Consider the following 23,712-nt stretch of genomic DNA (forward strand, 5'->3'; position numbering starts at 1 on the left):
AGTTAAGTTCGCATAAAGATGAGTAGACATTTTTTAATTTTAAGAGATGTACTGGTTGGTGAAAAGTACAATTAAAATTGTTGAACGCTACTTTGTGTCAATTTAATCATGAGACTAAAGTGATAAGAAACGGTTAGCATCATATAATTCTGGTTTTGAATTATCAAATTGCTATTTTCTATAAATGCAGTGTTGATTCTAACCCAACATCTTATAACTAGGGTGGTACCGCGACAACGTTCGTCCCTTTTTGAGGATGAGCGTTTTTTGTTTACTTTTAAACAATAAAAACAGTTATACATTATTTGCTATTAGCTCATAAATGAAATTCAGGGAGTGTAAGTGGATGAAAAATTTAAAAGCAAGTGAAATCAGACAAAAGTATTTAGACTTCTTCGTTGAAAAAGGACATATGGTTGAACCATCAGCACCATTAGTACCTATCGATGATGATAGTTTGTTATGGATTAACTCAGGTGTCGCAACGTTAAAAAAATATTTTGATGGTAGAGAAACACCTAAAAAACCAAGAATTGTTAACTCACAAAAAGCGATTCGTACAAATGATATTGAAAATGTTGGTTTTACCGCTAGACACCATACTTTCTTTGAAATGTTAGGTAATTTCTCTATTGGTGACTATTTTAAAAATGAAGCCATTGAATTTGCATGGGAATTCTTAACAAGTGACAAGTGGATGGGAATGGAACCAGAAAAATTATATGTGACGATTCACCCAGAAGATATAGAAGCATATAAAATTTGGAATGAAAAAATCGGCTTAGAAGAAAGTCGCATTATTAGAATAGAAGGAAATTTCTGGGATATCGGTGAAGGACCTTCAGGACCAAATACAGAAATATTCTATGATCGTGGTGAAGACTTCGGCAAAGATGATCCAGAAGAAGAGATGTACCCTGGTGGCGAAAATGAACGCTATTTAGAAGTTTGGAATCTAGTGTTCAGTGAATTTAATCATAATAAAGACCACTCATATACACCATTACCTAATAAAAACATTGATACTGGCATGGGATTAGAACGTATGACGTCTATCTCGCAAAATGTACGTACTAACTATGAAACAGATTTATTTATGCCAATTATCAATGAAGTTGAACAAGTTTCTGGTAAAAATTACTTACAAAATAATGATCAAGATGTAGCATTTAAAGTTATCGCCGATCACATTAGAACGATTTCATTTGCGATTGCTGATGGTGCTTTACCTGCTAATGAAGGACGCGGATATGTTTTACGTCGTTTATTAAGAAGAGCAGTTCGTTTCAGTCAATCATTAGGTATCAATGAACCATTTATGTATAAATTAGTTGATATTGTTGCAGAAATTATGGAACCATATTATCCAAACGTGAAAGAGAAAAGCGATTTCATTAAACGTGTAATCAAGTCCGAAGAAGAAAGATTCCATGAAACTCTTGAAGAAGGCTTATCAATTTTAAATGGCTTCATTAGTCAAGCTAAAGAAGGAAATCAAGAAATCAATGGTAAAGATGCGTTTAAACTTTATGATACGTATGGTTTCCCAATCGAACTTACTGAAGAATTAGCAACTCAAGAAGGATTAACAGTTGATATGACAACCTTTGAAACAGAGATGCAACAACAACGTGACAGAGCGCGCCAAGCACGTCAAAACTCACAATCAATGCAAGTTCAAAGTGAAGTATTAAAGAACATTACTACAGAAAGTCATTTTGTTGGTTATGATACAACTGACTATCAAACAGAATTGATTCATTTAATTCAAAATGGTGAAGAAGTTGATAAAGCAGATGCTGGAGAAACGATTTACTTTATGCTTAAAGATACACCGTTTTACGCAGTAAGTGGTGGACAAATTGCTGATAAAGGTATAGTAAGCAATGACCATTTTGAAATTGCTGTAACTGAGGTAACTAAAGCGCCAAATGGACAAAATCTACACAAAGGTACAGTACAATTTGGTCAAGTAAATAAAGGATCCGAAGTAGATGCTAGTGTCAATAAAGACGAACGTCGTTCTATCCAAAAAAATCATAGTGCAACACACTTATTACATGCAGCATTAAAAGAAGTTCTAGGCGAGCATGTTAATCAAGCTGGCTCATTAGTTGAACCTAATCGTTTGAGATTTGACTTCTCACATTTTGGACAAATGACTCAAGATGAAATCAATCAAGTTGAAAGACGTGTTAATGAAGAGATTTGGAGAGGTATTGATGTTCGAATTCAAGAAATGAATATTGATGAAGCAAAAGCAATGGGTGCAATGGCTTTATTCGGCGAAAAATACGGCGATGTTGTAAGAGTAGTCAATATGGATCCATTTTCTATTGAATTATGTGGTGGTATTCACGTAGAGAATACAGCAGAAATCGGGTTATTCAAAATAGTAAGTGAATCTGGTACTGGTGCTGGAGTGAGACGTATTGAAGCCTTAACTGGTAAAGCTGCATTCTTGTATTTAGAACATATTCAAGAACAATTTAATTTAGTTAAAGACTTAGTAAAAGTCAAAACTGACGATCAAGTTGTAGATAAAATTACACAAATTCAAGATGAAGAAAAATCTTTAATCAAACAACTCGAGCAAAGAGATAAAGAAATCACATCACTTAAAATGGGCAATATCGAAGACCAAGTTGAAACAATTAATGGTTTAAAAGTACTAGCAACAGAAGTAGATGTGCCAAACGCTAAAGCGATTCGCTCAACAATGGATGACTTTAAGTCAAAATTACAAGATACAGTGATTATTCTTGCAAGTAATGTAGATGACAAAGTATCTATCATCGCGACAGTACCTAAAGATCAGACAGACAAAATCAAAGCTGGTGACATCATTAAAAATATGGCACCAATTGTAGGTGGTAAAGGTGGTGGCCGTCCAGATATGGCACAAGGTGGCGGTACACAACCAGAGAACATCACAGAATCATTACGCTTTATTAAAGATTACATTAAAAATATATAATTTAATCAGAACTTCGTGTAGAATAAAATAGAATCAATTTATGAATTGAAGGAGTGACGAGATGGAAAACTTTGATAAAACAATGAAATTCAAATATGAAGATATTCCAGAAGAAGATGTCAAATCAGTATTAGAAAATGTCCACCGAACTTTAGAAGAAAGAGGCTATAATGCCGTTAATCAAATCGTAGGATATCTACTATCTGGTGATCCGGCCTATATTCCACGTCAAAATGAAGCTAGAAATCAAATACGTCACATTGACAGAGATGTGATTATGGAAGAACTTGTTTCAAATTATTTATCTGAGTCTAAAGAATAACCATATATGTTAAAACATAAAATACTCGGATTAGACGTTGGTAGTAAAACTGTAGGTATAGCGATTAGTGATTTAATGGGTTGGACTGCTCAAGGTTTAGACACACTCCGTATCGATGAAAATAATAATGAATTAGGTATCGAGCAACTCGCAGAAATCATTAAGCAACATGGTGTTGGTACAGTAGTTATTGGATTACCTAAAAACATGAACAATTCTATTGGATTTCGTGGAGAAGCTTCGTTACAATACAAAGAGAAACTACAAGAAGCGTTACCATCTATTGAAATTATTATGTGGGACGAGCGATTAAGCACAATGGCTGCTGAAAAGTCATTACTTGAAGCAGATGTTTCAAGACAAAAAAGAAAAAAAGTAATAGATAAGATGGCTGCAGTATTTATATTACAAGGCTATTTGGATTCTATTTCATAAAGGAGAAATAAAATGACTGAACATAATCACGATACAGAATTAAATATTAATAATGAAGAGGAACTTTTAACATTATATGATGAAGAAGGTAATGAAGTACTTTATCGTAAAATGCTTGAATTTTATCACCCTGAATTTAAAAAAGAATATGTTGTGTTAGCTGAAGAAGGTGCACAAACTGATGAAGATGATATGATTGAACTAGTTCCAATGATTAATGAACCTGACGAATCAGGAGACGGTGGTAAATTAGTTCCTATCGAAACAGACGAAGAATGGGATATGATTGAAGAAGTAGTTAATACTGAAATTGATGAATAAGTATTAGAATAATAAATTAAAACATACGCCTTATGTGAAGACATCAATATGTCAAAGCATAAGGCGTTTTTAACATGAATAGCTATATTGTAAAATTTTAACTTTGCGTTGTATCATTAAGATTTATACTTATAATCCCAATGAAATTATGGTAAAATATTTAGAGTTAAATATTATAGCCATCGTTTTAATATACAGCGATTATATATTTGTGCGTTGTTATAATCAGTCAAATTCATTGATTTGTACATTAAATCAATACATAGGCTGATTTATTTTTATTGTCTAATAAACTTGTAGTTATTTTACACAAAGGAAGTCGTTTTATAATGGATACAAATCATTCATATATTCTCAATTTACATAAAACTAATGACAATCATATAGAAGCCTTAAGAGAATATGCTGTTAATCATCAAGTGCCTATCGTCGATCGTAATACGCTAGAAATGATTAAACAAATTATTCGTATAAACCATACAACTCGTATTCTTGAAATTGGTACAGCAATTGGATATAGTGCCATGCAATTCGCTTCGGTATCTGATGATATTCTTGTAACTACAATCGAAAGAAACTCAGAAATGATTAGTCAAGCTAAAGCTAATATTTCAGATAACCATTATTCTGATCAGATACGTCTACTTGAGGGAGATGCTTTAGAGCAATTCGATAAAATTAAAGATCAAACATTTGATATGCTATTCATTGATGCAGCAAAAGCACAATCAAAGAAATTTTTTGAGTTATACACACCACTACTTAGAGAAGGTGGCATTGTTATTACTGATAATGTCCTTTATCATGGATTTGTTTCAGATATAGATATTGTTAGATCAAGAAACGTACGCCAAATGGTAAAAAAAGTTCAACAATTCAATGAATGGTTAATGCAACAAGAAGGATATACGACAAACTTTTTAAATATGGATGATGGATTAGCAATTTCAATTAAAGGAGAATGACTATGCCAGAATTACTAGTTACTCCTAAGTCACTAACACATATGGAAACACTAATAGACATAGGTGCGGATGCATTTGTTATTGGTGAACAAAAATTTGGTTTACGACTTCCAGGAGAATTTAATCGTGAAGATATGACAAAAGCTGTTACGTTAGCACATAATAATCACAAAAAAGTCTACGCTGCAGTGAATGGTTTATTCCATAATTATCATTTAGCAGCATTAGAAGATTATATTCAATTTTTACATGAAATACAGGTAGATAGAATTATATTTGGTGATCCAGCTGTTGTGATGTATGTTAAGCAACAGACAAATCCAATACCATTACATTGGGATGCTGAAACATTAGTGACTAACTATTTCCAATGTAATTATTGGGGGAAAAAGGGTGCATCTAGAGCAGTTTTAGCAAGAGAATTAAGTCTAGAAGAAATTATCAATATCAAATCGCATGCCGACGTTGAGATAGAAGTTCAAGTGCACGGTATGACTTGCATGTTTCAATCTAAAAGAATGTTACTAGGTAATTATTACACATTCCAAGATAGACAAATGAAAATTCAACGTAGTGATAATCAAAATGATTTATTACTATATGATGAAGAACGTGAAAATAAATATCCAGTATTTGAAGATTACAATGGTACGCATATTATGTCTCCAAATGACATATGCCTAATTGAGGAATTAGAACCATTTTTTGAAGCAGACATTGATGCATTTAAAATAGATGGCATTTTACAAACAGAAGAATATATTAATATTGTCACACAACAATATCGTGAAGCCATTGATCTTTATAATGAAGACCCTGAAACATACGAAGATGAAAAATTTATGCTAGTAGACCCAATCGAAGAGATTCAACCAGAACATCGTCCATTTGATGAAGGTTTCTTATTTAAGCATACGGTATATTAGGAGGCTGAATCATGAAAACAATAGAAGACATAAAAGGTGCTTCAAAAACTAAAATGAAGAAGCCAGAATTACTTGCTCCAGCTGGTAACTTAGAAAAATTAAAAATTGCAGTACATTATGGCGCAGATGCAGTATTTTTAGGCGGCCAAGAATATGGTTTAAGATCAAATGCTGATAATTTTACTATGGAAGAAATAGCTGAAGGTGTAGAATTTGCAAATCGATATGGTGCAAAGATCTATGTTACAACCAATATTATCGCACATGATGATAATATGGATGGTTTAGATGAATATTTAATTAACCTTGAAGCTACAGGTGCTACAGGGATTATAGTTGCCGATCCACTTATTATTGAAACATGTAAAAAAGTAGCGCCTAAGTTAGAAATTCACTTATCTACACAACAGTCATTATCTAACTACAAAGCAGTAGAGTTTTGGAAAGAAGAAGGCCTTGACCGTGTTGTTTTAGCACGTGAAACAGGTGCAATGGAAATGAAAGAGATGAAAGAAAAAGTAGATATTGAAATAGAAGCGTTTATTCATGGTGCTATGTGTATTGCGTACTCAGGAAGATGTACATTGAGTAATCATATGACTGCACGTGATTCTAATAGAGGTGGATGTTGCCAAAGTTGTCGTTGGGATTATGATTTATTACAAGTAGACGAAGATGGTGAATTAGATTTATTTTATGAAGATGGTGAAGTAGTTCCGTTTGCCATGAGTCCTAAAGATTTAAAATTAATCGAATCAATTCCACAAATGATGGACTTAGGTATCGATTCATTAAAAATAGAAGGTCGAATGAAATCAATTCATTATATTGCAACAGTTGTTTCTGTATATCGTAAAGTCATTGATGCTTATGCTGAAGACCCAGAACATTTCACTATTAATCCAGAATGGTTAATCGAACTAGATAAATGTGCAAATAGAGATACAGCACCTGCCTTTTTTGAAGGTACACCAGGTTATGAAGAGCAAATGTTTGGAGAACAACAATCTAAAAAATCACCATATGATTTTTGTGGTCTAGTATTAGATTATGATGAAGAAACACAAATTGCTACGATACAACAAAGAAATAATTTTAAGCCAGGTCAAGAAATTGAATTCTTTGGACCTGAAATAGAAAGCTTTAAACAAATTGTAGATACAATTTATGATGAAGAAGGTAATCAACTTGATGCCGCACGTCATCCATTGCAAATTGTACAAATTAAAGTCGATCGTCCAATCTTTGCGAACAACATGATGAGAAAGGAAATCGGGTAATGACACAAACGACGATTATAGGTATTGCTGGAGGCTCTGGTTCTGGTAAAACAACTGTCACAAATGAAATTATGAAAAATCTTGAAGGTCATAGTATTGCATTATTAGCGCAAGACTATTATTATAAAGACCAATCACATTTAACTTTTGAAGAGCGTTTGGAGACAAATTATGATCATCCATTTGCATTTGATAACGATTTGTTAATTCAAAATCTAAAAGATTTACGAAATGGTAAAGCAGTTGAAGTACCAACTTATGATTATGCAAGTCATACTAGAAGTGAACGAACAATTGCATTTGAACCTAAAGATGTTATTATCGTAGAAGGTATCTTCGCTTTAGAAAACAAGACGTTACGTGATATGATGGATGTTAAAATATATGTCGATACGGATGCAGATTTAAGAATATTACGTCGATTGAAAAGAGACACTCATGAACGTGGACGATCTATGGATTCAGTTATCAATCAATACTTAAATGTGGTGCGCCCTATGCACGAACAATTTATTGAACCAACTAAGAAACATGCTGACATCATTATTCCAGAAGGTGGCAGTAACAAAGTAGCCATTGATATCATGACTACAAAGATTCAATCTTTAGTTAGTAAACAATAGTATTAAAAGTAAAGGAAGATGACATAATGGAAAATCAAAAACAGTATCCAATGACACAAGAAGGATTCGAAAAGTTAGAACAAGAATTAGAAGAATTAAAAACAGTTAAAAGACCAGAAGTGGTAGAAAAAATTAAGGTTGCACGTTCATTTGGTGACTTATCTGAGAACTCCGAATATGATGCAGCTAAAGATGAGCAAGGTTTTATTGAGCAAGATATACAACGTATTGAACATATGATTAGAAACGCTTTAATCATCGAAGATACTGGCGACAATAATACAGTTCAAATTGGTAAAACTGTAACTTTTGTAGAGTTACCAGGTGGTGAAGAAGAAAGTTATCAGATTGTAGGTTCTGCTGAAGCAGACGCTTTCAAAGGTAAAATTTCAAATGAATCTCCAATGGCATCAGCATTAATTGGTAAATCATTAGATGATGAAGTTCGTGTACCATTACCAAATGGTGGCGAAATGAACGTTAAAATTGTTGATATTAAATAATTATAAGTGTTGCAGGCATTGTTATCTTACAATGCCTGCTTTTTTAATAGAAAGAATTACTAAGCTATATTTCGATTTTAGTATGAGCAATAGAAAATGACACAATAAATAGCGACAAATGAAATTGATTATGATTAAATAGAATATAGAAAATTTTGTATAAATTGTTTTATTGTTGAAACGAGCAAATTTTTGTGTATCATGACAAATTGGTTATTAACAATAATTCGAATTACTTATTAAACATATATACAATGAAAATGATACAATAGAATGGTACAACAACTAAGTCCTATAAAAAGGGGAGGAATTGGTAAGTTGGAAACAAGATTGATTAATGAACAATCACTAATGATTTATTTTAAAAATGAAATTAGTGAAAATACATATGAAAAAGTTAATAAGACAGTACAATATATTCAGAATCAAAAGCACAAGGATATTATTGATATTGTCCCGTCTTACAGAGCCATTCTAATCACATTCGATAATATGAATATCGATGGCACTGAATTAATTGAAAATTTAGAACTCAGTCAAATTTCAGACACAAAACTTAATAATCAAAATCAACGTAAGATAATTACCATACCAGTTGTATATGGTGGAGATTTTGGTCCAGATTTAGATGAAGTTGCGTCTTACAATAATTTGTCAAATGACGAAGTGATAGATATACACACACAACAAGCTTATTTGATTTATATGCTAGGCTTTATGCCAGGTTTCCCATATTTAGGTGGATTAGATAAGCGCATTCATACACCACGTCGTTCTGAACCAAGAGTTAAGATTGACGCTGGCTCAGTAGGTATTGCTAATAATCAAACAGGCTTATATCCATTAGATTCGCCTGGAGGTTGGCAAATCATTGGACGAACACCATTAAAAGTTTTTGATTTAAACAGAGATCCAATGACGATTTATGAGGCTGGTGATTACATTCAATTTAAGGCAATAACACAAGATGAATATGACCAAATTGTATCAGATATTAATAATGAACATTTTGACATAGATAAGTGGGTGACTTACGAAAATGAGTATTAAAATTTTGAAACCAGGTTTATTTACTACGGTTCAAGATATTGGTCGTAAAGGTTATATGAACGTTGGGTTTTCAGAGGCAGGTGCACTTGATCTAAATCATTATCAAATTGCATCTCATCTCATTGGTAATGATGGCCCAGCACTGGAATTTACAATTATTGGCCCATCGATTCAGTTTCTAAAAGAGAATTCATTTACCATTGCAGGTGGTCGTTTCAATGCGTTACTCAATGGTGAAGCTATTGAATCTCAAATTATATACGGTGTGAAGCCAGGTGATATATTAGAGATTGGTAATGCCATAAAAGGTGCTAGAGGGTATATTACCTTTGGACAACCTTTAGATATACCAATCATTGCAGATAGTTATTCAACACACACAAGAAGTAATATGGGTGGTTATAAAGGTCGATCATTGAAGAAAGATGATATTATTCAAACAAATGATGACCCTTCGTATAAGAATAACATTGGGCGTGCATCACAAATTAATCTTGCCAATAAAGATAATGTGATACACATCATTGAAGGACCACAGATTGAATCATTCTCTGAAGATGCTAAAGCAAAGTTAACAGATAATGAATATGTTATTTCAGAGATATCTGATCGTATGGGTTTCCGTCTTAAAGGAGAAAATATTGTACCTGAAGAAAGTGCAGATATCATTTCAGAGCCTGTAGCATTAGGTAGTATTCAAGTACCGAATGATGGTAACCCTATCATTTTACTAAATGATAAACAGACTGTTGGTGGTTATACAAAAATTGCTACGGTTACACAATTAGGATTAAGTCAATTAGTCCAATTTCAACCAGGAGAATCTATTCGATTTAAGTGGATATCTGTAGAAGATGCTATAAATGAATCAAAGCAATTTAATAAACAATTCCAAGAAGAATTAAAAAAATAAAAAGTCAGCCGCTATATGACATGAAAAATATGAGAAGAACATCTAGAAAATTAGCGAATCTGATGAAAGGAGAATTTTAACAAATGAATACCAAAAAAATAGAAGAGATTATTAAATTAGTAAAAGCAAATGATGTTAAAAAATTTAAATATAAAGATTTTGAGAATGAAATAGAGTTAGATTTCACAGAAGGTCAAGTTATTTCACAAGCGCCTTCCGTTTCACAAGGTCCAAGCAGTACTTCAAATAATAATGCTCAACAAGATTCTCAAAGTACTGATACTCAAAATGAAGAGAATGCTATTAAATCACCTATGGTTGGCACGTTCTTTTTACAAGATAGTAAAGAATTAACTGAACCACAAATTAAAGTTGGAGACAAAATTGAAAAAGGTGACGTTATAGGTTTTATTGAGGCAATGAAAGTAATGAATGAAGTGACGAGTGATATTGCTGGAGAAGTGGCTAATATTGCTGTAGAACATGGTACAAATGTTGAATATGACCAAGTATTAGTGACTTTGAAGTAAGGAGGCTTACATAATGTATCGATGTTTAATTGCAAACAGAGGGGAAATTGCTGTAAGGATTATTCGTGCCTGTAGAGAAATGGGTATCGAAACCGTAGCAATTTATGCTAAAGGAGATGAAGATAGTCTCCATGTAGGGTTAGCAGATCAAGCTATATGTATTGGTGAAGCGAACCCTCTTGATAGCTATTTAAATATTCCAAGAATAATTGGAGCCGCTGAGGTAAGTGGTGCAAACGCTATACACCCAGGGTATGGTTTTTTATCAGAATCAACTTCATTTGCTGAAGCTGTTGAAGATAATAATATTCATTTTATAGGACCTAATAAAACTACTATGGAAATGATGGGAGATAAAATAACAGCTAGACAAACAGTAGATGGCGCTGGTGTACCAGTGATACCTGGATCTACCGACGAAGTAAAATCAGTAGAGGAAATTGAAGAACTTGCTAAAGATATCGGTTTTCCTGTCGTATTAAAAGCCGCTAGTGGTGGCGGTGGAAAAGGTATACGAATTGTTAAAGAACCAGAACAATTAGCTAAGGCATTTAAAGAAGCAAAAAGTGAAGGTCAAAAATATTTCAACGATGATCGTGTATATGTTGAAGCATTTATACCAGTAGCCAAACATGTTGAAGTACAAATTATTGGCGATGGTAAAGATAACTTTGTGCATTTAGGTGAACGTGACTGCTCAGTACAAAGAAAGAATCAAAAATTAATTGAAGAATCTCCATGTGCCGCACTTACGGAAGAAAGACGAGCACGAATTTGTGAAGATGCAGTTAAAGTAGCAAAAGCATCACAGTACAGAAGTGCAGGAACAATTGAATTTTTAGTTACTGAAGATGCACATTATTTTATTGAAATGAATGCTAGAATTCAAGTCGAACATACAGTAACCGAAATGCGTGCGGATAGAGATTTATTAGTCGCACAACTATATTTACTACAACATGATGAGTTACCGTTTAAACAAGAAGATATCCAATTTAATGGTCACGTCATTGAAGCTAGAATAAATGCTGAAAATCCGGAAAAACAATTCCAGCCTACACCAGGTAAAGTTAACGGTTTGCATTTACCACAAGGTTTTAATGTCAGAGTAGATTCACTTCTTTATCCAGGCTATAAGGTTTCACCTTACTATGACTCATTAGTAGCCAAAGTAATTGTTAAAGGGTCAGATAGAAGTAGTGCAATCCAAAAATTAAAAGTGACGTTAGATGAAATGGTTATTGATGGCTTTACAACGACAGCGGATTTCCTATATGCAGTACTCAATTATCCTGCTTATGCCGATGGAGATGCCAGAAATGTTGATATAAAATTCCTTGAAAAATATCAAATTATTAAAGGGGTGACTTTATAATGCAAGTCGATTTAAATTGTGACTTAGGTGAAGCATTTGGTAACTATTCTTTTGGTGGAGATAAAGACATACTACCATTAATCACATCAGCCAATATCGCGTGTGGATTTCATGCTGGAGATGCCAATGTGATGAACGAAACAATACAATTAGCAAAAAAACACAACATAGGCATTGGTGCACATCCTGGATTACCTGATCTACAAGGTTTTGGTCGCCGTAAATTAGATATGTCACCTGAAGAAATATATAACATCGTAGTTTACCAACTTGGGGCGCTAAATGGCTTTTGTCAAATTCATGATGTGAAGATGAATCATGTAAAACCACATGGGGCACTGTATCAAATGGGCGCCAAAGATAAGACGATTGCAAGTGCAATTGCACAAGCAGTATATGACTTTGATAAAACATTGGTATTTGTTGGTTTAGCTAATACATTACTCATTTCAGAAGCTGAAAAAATAGGTTTAAAAACTGCATCTGAGGTTTTTGCTGATCGTCGATATGAAGATGACGGACAACTCGTTAGTCGTAAAGAACCTGATGCTGTAATATCCGACTCTGAGGAAGCATTAAATCAAGTTATTAAAATGGTAACAGAAAATAAAGTTGTATCTAAAAACAATAAAGAAATCACACTTCAAGCAGATACGATATGTGTACACGGTGACGGCGCACATGCATTAGAATTTGTAACTAAAATTAGGGAAAAATTAACGAAAGAAGGCATTGATATTCAATCCTTATAGGGGGTTCTAACATGGGAGAAAAATTAACATCAAACAATAATGGGAAAGCAACATTCACTAGAAATCATAAAAGATTATTGCTAGGATCAGTCTTTTTAATGGCAACGTCAGCAATCGGACCTGCCTTTTTAACTCAAACAGCAGTATTTACTGCACAATTTTATGCTAGTTTCGCGTTTGCGATTTTAATTTCTATATTAATAGATATAGGTGCACAAATTAATATCTGGAGAGTTCTTGTAGTTACTGGCTTAAGAGGACAAGAGGTATCCAATAAAATTGTTCCTGGGCTTGGAACAGTTATCTCTGTTTTAATTGCATTTGGTGGATTAGCATTTAATATTGGTAATATTGCCGGTGCAGGTCTTGGGTTAAACGCTATGTTTGGTATAGATGTAAAATGGGGTGCAGCGATTACTGCTATCTTTTCAATTTTGATTTTTGTTAGTAAAAGTGGTCAAAAAATTATGGATGTAGTATCTATGATTTTAGGTGTCATTATGATATTGATCGTCGCATATGTCATGGTTGTATCTAATCCACCATATGGAGATGCTTTGGTACATACCTTTGCACCTGAACATCCAATCAAATTAATTTTACCTATTATTACATTAGTGGGTGGAACAGTTGGCGGATATATAACATTTGCTGGAGCTCACAGAATTTTGGATTCTGGTATCAAAGGTAAAGAATTTTTACCATTTGTTAACCATTCAGCCATTGCAGGTATTTTAACTACGGGTGTTATGCGTACATTACTATTCCTAGCAGTATTAGGTGTTGTTGTAACAGGAGTAACGCTTAGTTCTGAAAATCCACCAGCATCAGTGTTCGAACATGCTATAGGACCTATTGGTAAAAATATATTTGGTGTGGTGATTTTTGCAGCAGCAATGTCTTCAGTAATTGGTTCAGCCTATACTAGTGCGACTTTCTTAAAAACGATGCACAAATCACTCTTTAATAAGAATAATTTAATTGTTATCACATTTATTGTTATTTCAACAATTATTTTCTTATTCATCGGTAAACCTGTAAGTTTACTTATTATCGCAGGTGTGATTAATGGTTGGATCTTACCAATTACACTTTCTGTCATTTTAATTGCAAGTAGAAAAAAATCGATTGTTGGTGATTATAAACACCCAACATGGATGCTAATATTCGGTATTGTAGCTGTAATCGTTACAATTTTAACTGGTATCTTTTCACTACAAGATTTAGCAAGTTTATGGAAAGGTTAAATCATAGTTTTAATTTAATAAAATAATAATAATTAAAGGGCGTTAATACATTGAGGTCCTGATAAAAGTAAATAGGATTATAGATAATTTACAATCCAATGTTAAGAGATTAACTTTGTAAAGTTATTATATAATTCTAGTTTCGAAGAACTGTTTTGATTCAGTTCAAGTGGTTAATTACTTTTTCATATTTCCTCATTGTATTAGCGCTTTATTTTTAATAGTACATAGTGATTTTAATACTCGTAGTGTCGTTGAAATTATGAAAATGTGATAGAATAACTAATGCTAGTATAATATAAGTAAGGTGGGACAATAATGATTGGTATTATTGGTGCAATGGAAGAAGAAGTTTCCATTTTAAAAGATAAATTAGTGAATTTAAGTGAAATTACAGTTGCACATGTTAAATTTTATACAGGGCAACTTAATCATAAAGAGGTTGTTATTACTCAAAGCGGTATAGGTAAAGTCAATGCAGCAATATCAACTACATTACTCATCGAAAAATTTAATCCTAAATTCATTATCAATACAGGTTCTGCTGGTGCATTAGATGAAAGCCTAGAAATTGGAGATGTATTGATCAGTAATGATGTGACTTATCACGATGCTGATGCGACTGCATTTGGATATGCATTAGGACAAATTCCACAAATGCCTGAAAAATATGAAGCTAATCAACAATTATTAAAAGAAACTGTTGAAGTGGTACAACAACAACATTTAAATGCTAAAACAGGCTTGATAGTGAGTGGCGATAGCTTCATAGGTAGTGCAGAACAACGTAAATTAATAAAATCTCGTTTTGCAGACGCTATGGCTGTTGAAATGGAAGCAACAGCAATTGCACAAGTATGTTATCAATTTAAAGTTCCTTTTATAATCACAAGAGCGGTATCTGATTTAGCAAATGGTGAAGCGGATATGACTTTTGAGGAATTTTTAGGTAAGGCTGCAGTTTCTTCAAGTGAAATGGTAGAATTATTAGTAAAAAAATTATAATAAATGAGTAAAGGTGACAGACTAATGGGTATTATTAAACATTATTTTATGCCTAATGCATATGTTAAATCAGTTTTCGAAATTAATATCGATAAATTAGCAGATACAGGTGTAAAAGGTATTATTACAGATTTAGATAACACACTAGTAGGTTGGGATGTTGTTGCGCCTACTGAACAAATAAAACAGTGGTTCAAAGAAGCGAGAGAAAAAGGAATTCAAATTACGATCGTTTCAAATAATAATGAACAACGTGTTGGTGAATTTTCAAAAGATTTAAATGTAGATTTTATTTGTAAAGCAAGAAAACCAATGGGTAAAGCATTTAAAAAAGCAATTAAACAAATGAATATAAAGCCGAATGAAACTGTTGTCATTGGTGATCAAATGTTAACTGACGTTTTCGGTGGTAATCGTAATGGTTTATATACAATTATGGTAGTACCTGTTAAAAGAACAGATGGATTTATCACTAAATTTAATCGACTTATTGAAAGAAGATTGTTAAATCACTTTAGAAAAAAAGGTTATATCAAGTGGGAGGAAAATTGATTGAGTGAAGAATTAAAATGTATTGGTTGTGGAGCGCCTTTGCAATCTGAGGATAAGAATGCACCTGGTTATGTTCCAGAACACAATTTATTTAGAGAAGATGTTATCTGTAAACGATGTTTTCGTCTGAAAAATTATAATGAAGTTCAAGATGTGGGCATGGATAGTGAAGACTTCTTAAATTTACTAACAGGTTTGTCTGACAAAAGTGGCATAGTAGTAAATGTAGTTGATGTTTTTGATTTTGAGGGTTCATTTATCAATGCCATTAAACGAATTGTAGGTAATAAAAAAATCATCTTAGTTGCTAACAAAATGGATTTACTACCTAAACAGATTAATCACCGTCGCGTAAAAGAGTGGTTGAAACGCGCCGCTAAAAAATATGGACTTGAAGCGGAAGATGTAGTACTTATTTCTGCAGAAAAAGGGCAAGACATCGAAGACTTATTAGATTCAATCAATAAGTATCGTGATCAAGAAGATGTATATATTGTCGGTACAACTAATGTAGGTAAATCCACATTAATAAATAAACTTATAGAACTAAGTGTGGGTGAAAAAGATGTTGTTACAACATCAAGATTCCCAGGTACTACATTAGATATGATTGATATACCTTTAGATGAAAAATCCTTTATGTTTGATACGCCAGGAATAATACAGTCTCATCAAATGACTCATTTTGTAACTGAAAAAGAATTAAAATTAGTTATGCCTAAAAAAGAAATTAAACAACGTGTTTATCAATTAAATGAAGGCCAAACTCTGTTCTTTGGTGGTTTAGCACGAATCGATTATGTCTCAGGTGGTAAAAGACCTTTAGTATGTTTCTTCTCTAATGAACTAAATATACATCGAACTAAAACAGAAAAAGCAAATGAATTATGGAAGAATCATATAGGCGATTTATTAACACCACCGCATGATCCTAGCCAATTTAATATGAGTGAAATGAAAGCTGTTCGTTTAGAAACTGGTAAAGAGAAAAGAGATGTAATGATTTCTGGTTTAGGTTTTATAACGATTGATTCTGGTGCAAAAGTGATTGTTAGAGTCCCTAAAAATGTAGATGTCATCTTAAGAAATTCAATATTATAGGAGGGATAAACGTGAAATTTGCAGTAATTGGAGATCCAATTTCACATTCTTTATCACCGCTAATGCATAATAAAAATTTTGAGTCGTTAGATTTAAAATACACTTATGAAGCAGTTAACATTTCAATTGAAGATTTTGATCATATCAAAGAGATTATTGAAGGTAAAAGTTTAGATGGTTTTAATATCACTATTCCACATAAAGAACGTATTATACCTTATTTAGATGAAATTGATCATCAGTCATCATCTGTTGGTGCAGTAAATACTGTATTAATTCGTGACGGTAAATGGATAGGTTATAATACAGATGGGATAGGCTATGTTACGGGCTTAAGACAAGTATACAATGATTTAGAAAATGCTTATATTTTAATATTAGGTGCTGGTGGTGCTAGTAAAGGTATAGCAAATGAACTCAATAAGTTTGTTCAACCTAAACTAACTGTAGCCAATCGTACGATGAAACGTTTTGAGTCATGGGATCTAGATGTCAATCAAATTTCACTCGACCAAGCGGAATCACATTTGGATGAGTTTGATATTATTATCAATACTACTCCTGCAGGAATGGATAATAATCAAGATATACCCATTGATTTAAAATACTTAAACCCAGAAACTTTAGTGAGTGATATTGTATATATACCTTATAAAACGCCTATTTTAATAGCAGCAGAGAAAAAAGGTAATCCAATATATAATGGATTAGATATGTTTGTATATCAAGGGGCAGAAAGTTTTAAAATATGGACTGGATTACAAGCTGATATCAAGACAATGAAAAATTCAGTTTTAAACGAACTAAAAGGAGTTAAATAATGTTAACAGGAAAACAAAAGAGATATTTACGTAGTTTAGCACACAATACTGATCCCACTTTCCAAATTGGTAAAGGTGGTATTAATGAAAATATGGTAAATCAAATTGATGAAACACTTGAAAAACGTGAGCTAATTAAAATACATGTTTTACAAAATAATTTTGATGATAAAAATGAACTTGCGACTACATTAGGAGAAGCTACAAACAGTGAAGCTGTTCAAGTAATCGGGTCTATGATTGTTTTATATAGAGAATCACAGGAAAATAAAGAAATCACGCTACCATAATGTCAAAAAAAATAGTTTTGTATGGTGGACAATTCAACCCGATTCATACTGCTCACATGATGGTAGCAAGTGAAGTCTTTCATAAAATTAAACCTGATGAGTTTTATTTTTTACCTAGTTATATGGCGCCTTTGAAAGACCACAAAGATTTCTTGGAAGCTCCACAACGTCTTAATATGATTGAACTAGCCATTGATACACTGGGTTTTGGTAAAATTAGTTATGAAGAGTTAGAAAGAAAAGGACAAAGTTATACGTATGATACACTTTTATCTCTAACACATTCACAACCCGATTCAGAATTTTATTTCATAATAGGTACAGACCAATATAATCAATTGGATCGTTGGTATAACATTGATGAATTAAAACAATTGATTACGTTTATTGTTGTTAACAGAGAAAAAGAAGTACAACATGTTGAGGATGATATGATATCTATTACAATTCCACGTATGGATATTAGTTCATCAATGATACGAGAACGTATTAAATCAAAACAATCTATTCAAATATTAGTTCCTCAAAGTGTTGAGCATTATATTCGAGAGGAAGGGTTATATGAACATTGAAAATGCTAAGGAATTAGTTAAAGAAAAATTACCTGAAAAACGATATAAACATTCACTTAGAGTAGCCGAAACAGCTGTAAAACTAGCAGAAATATATGATGGAGATAAAGATAAAGCAGAGTTAGCCGGTGTCTTACATGACTACTGTAAATATGATGATTTGAGTACAATGTATCAAGTGGTTAGACAATATGAATTAGAAACTGATTTATTAAGCTATGGTGGCGAAATTCTCCATGGTCCTGTTTGTTCTGCAATAATGGAAAACGATTTTGATGTTAAAGATGAGGAAGTGCTGTTAGCAATCAAATATCACACTACTGGTCGTCAACAAATGACTAAAACAGAGAAATTAGTATTTATTGCTGATTATATTGAACCAGGGCGTAAAACCCCAGGAGTTGAAGAAATAAGAGATATGGCATACAATCAAGGTAGCTTAGATAAAACAATTTACGAAATTTCTAAGCGAACAGTGTTATTTTTAATTCAAAAAGATATTACGGTTTATGGCGCTACGATTGCTTGTTTAAATTATTATAATTATAGTGATGAAAGAATAAAGGATGATTAAATGAACTCAGACAAATTGTTAAACATTGCTGTAGATGCAGCAGAAAACAAAAAAGCAGAAGATATTATTTCTCTTAATATGCAAGGTATTAGTGATATGACAGATTACTTTGTGGTTTGTCATGGAAACAATGAACGCCAAGTTCAATCGATTGCAAAGGCTGTAAAAGAAGCAGTTCATGAACAAGATATTGATGTGAAACGTATGGAAGGCTATCAAGACGCAAGATGGATTCTTCTCGACTTAGCTAATGTAGTTGTACATATTTTCCATAAAGACGAGCGTCCTTATTATAATATTGAGAAATTATATCAAGATGCACCAATTGAATCATACGGTCAGGTTGTTCACTAATTATGTCTCAATATGAAGAAATGAGCCTAGTGTATGATCAACTAACTCAAGATCAACCTTATCATTTATGGTTCGATATAGTTCAATATTATGCACACAATCATCCCAATATACTAGATATAGGTTGTGGAACAGGCACACTTACATGCATGTTAAATGAATTAGGTCATATCAATGGTATGGATATTAGTGCTGATATGTTGGCAATCGCTTCTCAAAAGTCTAATCAAATAACTTGGATAGAGGGCGATATGACTCGCTTTAAATTAGACTACCAATTTGATATCATAACTATATTTTGTGACTCTTTAAACTATTTACCTACTATTGAAGATGTTGAAAATACTTTCATAAATGTTCATTCTCATTTGAACAAGGGAGGATTATTAATCTTTGATGTTCATACTGTAGAAAAAATGAACACGCTATTTAATAATCAAAGTTATATCGACGAAACTGAACATGTATATTTAGGTTGGGATGCAATTAAAGGTGATGAACCTTTAAGCGTATATCATCAAATGTCCTTCTTTATTGAACATGAGGATGGATTATATCAACGATTTGATGAAGAACATTACCAAAGAACATTTGAAAAAGATGTATATTTAAATTTATTGGAACAATGTGGTTTCAACGTAATTAAAACGTTTACTGATTTTGATATGAATAATGAAAGTGAACAAGCAGATCGCTTATTTTTTGTAGCTCAAAAACAATTTTAAATAAAGTAAAATCACTCTGGCATACGTTAATTAGTATGAAAGGGTGATTTTTTTGCATTCTAAATTCAATCAAGTTAAATCATATTTGAGTGATCACAAAATGTATTTTATCATGGGTGCACTCTTCATATTTTTGATGATATTTTATGTTATGAATTCAAATCAATCGGAAGATAAATCAGCTTATATAGAATCTACAACACACAATTATGCTGATAAAGACAATCAAAATGAGAAAAATGGAAATAAAACAACTCCGACTAGTCAAGAAGTAGGAAAAAAAGATAACCAAATTATATATGTAGATATCAAAGGTGCAGTGAAACATCCTAATGTATATAAAATGAATAGTTCAGATAGGATGATCGATATACTGAATAAAGCGCAATTATTAAAAACCGCCGACACAAAGCAACTCAATTTTTCAGAAAAACTCATAGACCAAAAGCTAATATACGTACCTGAAAAAGGGGAAAACAGTGTTCAGCAAGTACAAAGTCAATCTAATCAATTTAATGGTACTGGTAATGTAGATAAAGCACCTATAAATTTAAATTTAGCCACAGAAGAACAATTAATGAAAGTACCTGGCATTGGGCCATCTAAAGCAAAAGAAATCATCGAATATAAAACTCAAAAAGGTTCATTTAATAGCATTGATGATTTGAAAAATATCAAAGGTTTTGGTTCAAAAACATTTGAAAAACTTAAAGAATATTTTACCGTATAATGATAAATGCATTTGCAATATCATTTTAAAATGATTAAGCTATAATTACTATTTTAATTATGTACGATGGAGGCAAAGAACATCATGGAGAGAATTAAATGGGAAGAATACTTTATGGCACAAAGCCACTTGTTAGCCTTAAGATCAACTTGTCAAAGATTATCAGTTGGCGCAACTATTGTGAAAGATAATCGTATTATCGCGGGAGGCTACAATGGTTCAGTTGCTGGTGAAGTTCATTGTATAGATGAAGGTTGTTTAATTGAAGATGGACATTGTATTCGTACAATACATGCTGAAATGAATGCATTACTACAATGTGCAAAGCAAGGTGTTTCAACAGAAGGTGCAACAATTTATGTTACACATTTTCCGTGTTTAAATTGCACTAAATCAATTATTCAGGCTGGTATTAAAACTATCTACTATGCTGAAGATTACCATAATCATGAATATGCTATGAAGTTATTAGATCAATCGGGCATAGAGTATAAAAAAATACCATTTTCACCTGAATATGTAGCTCAGTATTTAACACAAGGCTAAATCATTGTTTTATATTGCACTATCTTGTTTAGTAGGGATTCTATGGTTATCTAACCGTATACTCTCTACTTTTATATTATGTTGTCTACTGTTTATACTCATGCGTAAAAATTTATTGAAACGATACGTGTTGAGTGTATTGATATTCTTTATACTAAGTATGGTTATATTAAACACATCAAATGATAAAAAAGACAAAGAAGAACGACATTTAAATAAAAATAGATACATCATTGATATGGTATCTATAATTAAGTTAAATAAAGGATTGGAATCATATAAGGGTATTCTTAACTGGAAAGGAAACGAATATAAGTTTTTATACAAAGTTAAAGATATTAATAAACCCATGAGTATTGAAAATCAAACATGTTTAATCAAAGGTGAATTCTCATTAAACAATACTTCTCAACCATACATATTTATTAGACAAATCGATTTGAGTAGTTGTCAATCCAACAAACGTTTTTCTTTTATGACGAATTATCAAAGTTATATTCGTGAGCAAATGCAAAACTCTCATAATATTTATTTTGATAGAATGTTAGCTTTGATATCTGGAGATACTAGTTCTTTAAATCCAATGTTTATAGAAGATGTAAAGGAAATTGGTATCTATCATTTACTTGCAGTAAGTGGTTCACACGTAGCAGCATTGATTTACTTGGTATATCAAATTTTTGTTAGATTCAATACACCCACTATTATCATTAAATTAGTACTTCTTATACTTTTACCGGTTTATGCTTTATATACCGATTTTGCTCCAAGTGCAGTTAGAGCTATTTTGGCTGCTATTATTTTACTTTTACTCCCCAAATCATTAAAAATAAATCCACTTGAATTATTGTCTATTGTTTTTATTTTAATGTTTTTTATTAATCCTCAAATAATCTACGATATTGGATTTCAATTTTCATTTCTCATTTCATTATTTCTAATTATTTCATCGCCGTTATTAAAACATTTAACTGGATTAAAGCTTATCGTTGCAGTTACATTTATTGCACAACTAGGTGCCTTACTCATAAGTATTTATCATTTTAATCAAATCCAATGGATTGGCTTAATTTCTAATTTAGTTTTTGTACCATTTTATAGTTTTTTAATATTTCCTTTAGCTATTCTTTTCTTTGTCTTATCACATTTTACAATTCATTTAGATATCTTAAATTCTGTTATTGCTGCTATTTTTAATTTCCATGATGATTTAGTATCTATATTTTTAAAGTTAAAGTATCTAAGAATTTTTGTGCCAGAACTTAGTTCAAATAGCTTGTTATTGATTTTGATATTCACATTTCTGTCTTTGTATTTATTTGTTAAAAAGCATTTTTTTAAAGCGACATTTGTTATCAGTATGGGTATTCTCATTATCATTCATTATACTAGTGATAACGAAGGGCAGTTAACAATGTTAGATGTTGGTCAAGGTGACAGCGTATTATTCCAAACTGGTAGTAAACAAAATATTATGATTGATACTGGAGGTAAACGAACAGAAAATCATAAGCAACTTAACTTTAATATTTCGAAATACAAAACGATACCAAGTTTAAAATCAAAAGGTGTTTCTAAAGTCGATTATCTTATAATATCTCATCCTCATCTCGATCACATGGGTGAATTGCCTTATTTAGCATCTCACATTAATATAAAGAACATTGTGTTATTAAAAGACAGTTTTTCTAAAGCAGAATTGTATAATATAGAAAAAATTTGTAAATCCAATCGTATTAATTTAATAGATGTTAATAATTTACATACACTTACTTTAAAAAAAGCAACCCTTCGTTTTATGGATACGTATATAAAAGATAGTGATGATAAAAATGAACAATCTATTGTTATCCTTATATCATATAAACATAAAAAAATATTGCTAACCGGTGACATGAGTATTAAAAATGAAGAATTGCTTTTACAACGTTATCAATTACCTAGGATAGATATATTAAAAGTGGCACACCATGGAAGTAAAACTAGTAGTTCACATAATTTAATTAAATTAATAAAACCAAAAATCAGTCTCATATCGAGTGGAAAAGGTAATAAATATAAACTACCTAATCAAGAAGTGATTCAACGATTACAAGGATTTGGGAGTAAAGTATTGGATACACAAGTGAATGGAGAAATAACAGTTAAATTGAATTCGAATTTAACGATTACTACGAATCAACCTAACTAAATGACTAGAGGTTCATTAATATATCATGATAT

At 32.0% G+C, this 23,712-nt stretch carries 26 protein-coding genes and 1 pseudogene; all 27 read left to right on the plus strand.

Going from position 1 to position 23,712, the window contains the following annotated elements; genetic code table 11:
* Nucleotides 1-346 precede the first annotated feature (346 nt).
* The 27 genes and pseudogenes from alaS (at nucleotide 347) to ssp1_RS06055 (ending at nucleotide 23,680) form a co-directional block, all read left to right on the plus strand.
* Nucleotides 347-2,977 (plus strand): alanine--tRNA ligase, encoded by a 2,631-nt coding sequence (alaS, locus tag ssp1_RS05925; RefSeq protein ID WP_075778392.1) that lies wholly within the window; start codon nucleotides 347-349, stop codon nucleotides 2,975-2,977.
* A 61-nt stretch (nucleotides 2,978-3,038) separates the two neighbouring features.
* On the plus strand, nucleotides 3,039-3,299 hold the full coding sequence (locus ssp1_RS05930; RefSeq protein ID WP_002451822.1) for an IreB family regulatory phosphoprotein: 261 nt from the start codon (nucleotides 3,039-3,041) through the stop codon (nucleotides 3,297-3,299).
* 6 nt (nucleotides 3,300-3,305) lie between these two features.
* Nucleotides 3,306-3,734 carry a Holliday junction resolvase RuvX gene (ruvX, locus tag ssp1_RS05935; protein ID WP_075778391.1) on the plus strand — a complete coding sequence of 143 codons (429 nt, stop codon included), beginning with the start codon at nucleotides 3,306-3,308 and terminating at the stop codon, nucleotides 3,732-3,734.
* A 12-nt stretch (nucleotides 3,735-3,746) separates the two neighbouring features.
* The gene (locus tag ssp1_RS05940; RefSeq protein ID WP_002466733.1) at nucleotides 3,747-4,055 is read left to right on the plus strand and encodes a DUF1292 domain-containing protein; all 309 of its coding nucleotides are present in this window, start codon (nucleotides 3,747-3,749) and stop codon (nucleotides 4,053-4,055) included.
* A 326-nt stretch (nucleotides 4,056-4,381) separates the two neighbouring features.
* Nucleotides 4,382-5,020: an O-methyltransferase gene (locus ssp1_RS05945; protein WP_398575057.1), complete on the plus strand. Its 639-nt coding sequence runs from the start codon at nucleotides 4,382-4,384 to the stop codon at nucleotides 5,018-5,020.
* A gap of 2 nt (nucleotides 5,021-5,022) precedes the next feature.
* A complete protein-coding gene (locus ssp1_RS05950) occupies nucleotides 5,023-5,946 on the plus strand; it encodes a peptidase U32 family protein (protein ID WP_107536197.1) in 924 nt (307 codons plus the stop codon).
* An 11-nt stretch (nucleotides 5,947-5,957) separates the two neighbouring features.
* Nucleotides 5,958-7,226, plus strand: a complete 1,269-nt coding sequence (locus ssp1_RS05955) for a peptidase U32 family protein (protein ID WP_075778388.1) — start codon at nucleotides 5,958-5,960, stop codon at nucleotides 7,224-7,226.
* Nucleotides 7,226-7,849 (plus strand): uridine kinase, encoded by a 624-nt coding sequence (gene udk / locus ssp1_RS05960; RefSeq protein ID WP_002451828.1) that lies wholly within the window; start codon nucleotides 7,226-7,228, stop codon nucleotides 7,847-7,849. The genes ssp1_RS05955 and udk overlap by 1 nt, the downstream gene beginning before the upstream one ends.
* Before the next feature lie 26 nt (nucleotides 7,850-7,875).
* Nucleotides 7,876-8,352, plus strand: a complete 477-nt coding sequence (greA, locus tag ssp1_RS05965) for a transcription elongation factor GreA (protein ID WP_075778387.1) — start codon at nucleotides 7,876-7,878, stop codon at nucleotides 8,350-8,352.
* A 318-nt stretch (nucleotides 8,353-8,670) separates the two neighbouring features.
* Nucleotides 8,671-9,402: a 5-oxoprolinase subunit PxpB gene (pxpB, locus tag ssp1_RS05970; protein ID WP_075778386.1), complete on the plus strand. Its 732-nt coding sequence runs from the start codon at nucleotides 8,671-8,673 to the stop codon at nucleotides 9,400-9,402.
* Nucleotides 9,392-10,395: pseudogene (locus tag ssp1_RS05975) on the plus strand (5-oxoprolinase subunit C family protein). Before pxpB ends, ssp1_RS05975 begins: the two are co-directional and overlap by 11 nt.
* 3 nt (nucleotides 10,396-10,398) lie before the next feature.
* Entirely contained in the window at nucleotides 10,399-10,845 is a 447-nt protein-coding gene (locus ssp1_RS05980; protein WP_002451832.1) for an acetyl-CoA carboxylase biotin carboxyl carrier protein, read from the plus strand.
* Between the two features lie 13 nt (nucleotides 10,846-10,858).
* Nucleotides 10,859-12,220, plus strand: coding sequence for an acetyl-CoA carboxylase biotin carboxylase subunit (locus tag ssp1_RS05985; RefSeq protein WP_075778384.1), 1,362 nt, complete (start codon nucleotides 10,859-10,861; stop codon nucleotides 12,218-12,220).
* Nucleotides 12,220-12,972, plus strand: a complete 753-nt coding sequence (pxpA, locus tag ssp1_RS05990; RefSeq protein ID WP_002451834.1) for a 5-oxoprolinase subunit PxpA — start codon at nucleotides 12,220-12,222, stop codon at nucleotides 12,970-12,972. Before ssp1_RS05985 ends, pxpA begins: the two co-directional genes overlap by 1 nt.
* Before the next feature lie 11 nt (nucleotides 12,973-12,983).
* Complete coding sequence (locus tag ssp1_RS05995) at nucleotides 12,984-14,219, plus strand: NRAMP family divalent metal transporter (protein ID WP_002451835.1); 1,236 nt, start codon at nucleotides 12,984-12,986, stop codon at nucleotides 14,217-14,219.
* A gap of 318 nt (nucleotides 14,220-14,537) precedes the next feature.
* Entirely contained in the window at nucleotides 14,538-15,224 is a 687-nt protein-coding gene (gene mtnN, locus ssp1_RS06000; RefSeq protein WP_075778383.1) for a 5'-methylthioadenosine/S-adenosylhomocysteine nucleosidase, read from the plus strand.
* A 24-nt stretch (nucleotides 15,225-15,248) separates the two neighbouring features.
* Nucleotides 15,249-15,776: a YqeG family HAD IIIA-type phosphatase gene (locus tag ssp1_RS06005; RefSeq protein WP_049424302.1), complete on the plus strand. Its 528-nt coding sequence runs from the start codon at nucleotides 15,249-15,251 to the stop codon at nucleotides 15,774-15,776.
* The gene (yqeH, locus tag ssp1_RS06010) at nucleotides 15,777-16,877 is read left to right on the plus strand and encodes a ribosome biogenesis GTPase YqeH (RefSeq protein ID WP_075778382.1); all 1,101 of its coding nucleotides are present in this window, start codon (nucleotides 15,777-15,779) and stop codon (nucleotides 16,875-16,877) included.
* Between the two features lie 11 nt (nucleotides 16,878-16,888).
* Nucleotides 16,889-17,698 carry a shikimate dehydrogenase gene (aroE, locus tag ssp1_RS06015; protein ID WP_037552461.1) on the plus strand — a complete coding sequence of 270 codons (810 nt, stop codon included), beginning with the start codon at nucleotides 16,889-16,891 and terminating at the stop codon, nucleotides 17,696-17,698.
* Complete coding sequence (gene yhbY, locus ssp1_RS06020; protein WP_118828149.1) at nucleotides 17,698-17,988, plus strand: ribosome assembly RNA-binding protein YhbY; 291 nt, start codon at nucleotides 17,698-17,700, stop codon at nucleotides 17,986-17,988. Before aroE ends, yhbY begins: the two co-directional genes overlap by 1 nt.
* Nucleotides 17,985-18,560, plus strand: coding sequence for a nicotinate-nucleotide adenylyltransferase (locus ssp1_RS06025; protein WP_171970123.1), 576 nt, complete (start codon nucleotides 17,985-17,987; stop codon nucleotides 18,558-18,560). Before yhbY ends, ssp1_RS06025 begins: the two co-directional genes overlap by 4 nt.
* Nucleotides 18,550-19,134 (plus strand): bis(5'-nucleosyl)-tetraphosphatase (symmetrical) YqeK, encoded by a 585-nt coding sequence (gene yqeK / locus ssp1_RS06030; RefSeq protein WP_075778379.1) that lies wholly within the window; start codon nucleotides 18,550-18,552, stop codon nucleotides 19,132-19,134. Before ssp1_RS06025 ends, yqeK begins: the two co-directional genes overlap by 11 nt.
* Nucleotides 19,135-19,488, plus strand: coding sequence for a ribosome silencing factor (gene rsfS, locus ssp1_RS06035; RefSeq protein ID WP_002451843.1), 354 nt, complete (start codon nucleotides 19,135-19,137; stop codon nucleotides 19,486-19,488).
* 2 nt (nucleotides 19,489-19,490) lie between these two features.
* Nucleotides 19,491-20,213 carry a class I SAM-dependent DNA methyltransferase gene (locus ssp1_RS06040; RefSeq protein WP_075778378.1) on the plus strand — a complete coding sequence of 241 codons (723 nt, stop codon included), beginning with the start codon at nucleotides 19,491-19,493 and terminating at the stop codon, nucleotides 20,211-20,213.
* Nucleotides 20,214-20,313: 100 nt separating this feature from the next.
* Nucleotides 20,314-20,943 carry a helix-hairpin-helix domain-containing protein gene (locus ssp1_RS06045; RefSeq protein ID WP_398577569.1) on the plus strand — a complete coding sequence of 210 codons (630 nt, stop codon included), beginning with the start codon at nucleotides 20,314-20,316 and terminating at the stop codon, nucleotides 20,941-20,943.
* 84 nt (nucleotides 20,944-21,027) lie between these two features.
* Complete coding sequence (locus ssp1_RS06050) at nucleotides 21,028-21,489, plus strand: ComE operon protein 2 (protein WP_002451846.1); 462 nt, start codon at nucleotides 21,028-21,030, stop codon at nucleotides 21,487-21,489.
* Between the two features lie 139 nt (nucleotides 21,490-21,628).
* Nucleotides 21,629-23,680, plus strand: a complete 2,052-nt coding sequence (locus ssp1_RS06055) for a DNA internalization-related competence protein ComEC/Rec2 (protein ID WP_240328882.1) — start codon at nucleotides 21,629-21,631, stop codon at nucleotides 23,678-23,680.
* Nucleotides 23,681-23,712 lie beyond the last annotated feature (32 nt).

Origin of the sequence: Staphylococcus sp. M0911 (assembly GCF_003491325.1) — a bacterium.
Taxonomy (GTDB): Bacteria; Bacillota; Bacilli; order Staphylococcales; family Staphylococcaceae; genus Staphylococcus; species Staphylococcus warneri_A.